Origin of the sequence: Microbacterium sp. HSID17254 (assembly GCF_003989315.1) — a bacterium.
Lineage (GTDB): Bacteria > Actinomycetota > Actinomycetes > Actinomycetales > Microbacteriaceae > Microbacterium.
Genome location: NZ_RBLT01000183.1, coordinates 1 through 786 on the forward strand (window position 1 = coordinate 1; position 786 = coordinate 786).

Annotated in this window: 2 protein-coding genes; both read right to left on the minus strand. The window is 73.0% G+C overall.

Annotated elements, in window-relative coordinates; genetic code table 11:
• Window positions 1–281: hypothetical protein (locus D8M34_RS19680; RefSeq protein WP_238695730.1), on the minus strand; the 281-nt coding region annotated here is incomplete at its 3' end.
• Window positions 282–337: 56 nt separating this feature from the next.
• The coding region (locus D8M34_RS18475) for a transposase (RefSeq protein WP_148113113.1) at window positions 338–786 on the minus strand (449 nt) is incomplete at its 5' end.

Below are 786 nucleotides of genomic sequence, written 5' to 3' on the forward strand. Positions count from 1 at the left end.
GGCGGCGCAGGGTCGGGACCGTGGGCGGCGATCGCCACCTGAGTCACGAGCCCCGCGCGGGTGGCCTCCGGGAGCGCGCCGGGACTGGCCCGACGCACCGACAGCGGGTACTCCCCACGGGGCGGAGCATGCGCCGCGAACGGCCGCCGGGGAAGCCACAGCGCATCCCAGGCCGCCCACGCATCCAGATCCGCTGCGGCCAGAACGTCCTCCACCGCCCGCGAGACCGGAACCGGACCAAGCGGGGCCCCCGCAGCGGGGACGGGGGGCAGCTGGGGCACGGGGCCTCCGGTCGGGGTGGGGGCGGCTCGGCTCGGGGGGTGTCTCTATGGGGTTGTCAAGCGGCTGCGGCCACTGGCTGCAGCGTCGGGCCGCTTGGTGGTGCGTAGGGGCGGCGGTCGCGGAGCATGGCGTAGATGACGTCGGTGCGGCGTCGGGCGAGGCAGATCAGGGCAGCGTTATGGCGCTTGCCGCTGGCGCGTTTACGGTCGTAGTAGGCGCGGGTGGTCGGGTCGGCGAGACTGGCGAATGCCGACAAGAACAGCGCCGATTTCAGGGCGTGGTTCCCGCGCTGGGAGCGGGTCTCGCCCTTGATCGAGCTGCCCGAGCGGCGTGTCACGGGGGCCAGGCCTGCGTAAGCGGCGAGGTGACCGGCGGTGGGGAACGCAGCGCCGTTTCCGACGATCGTGAGGATCTTCAAGGCGGTCCTGAACCCGAGACCGGGCATCGAGGTCAGGACCCCGGCAAGAGGGTGGGTCTCCAGCAGGTCCTCGAGCTCGGCGGCGA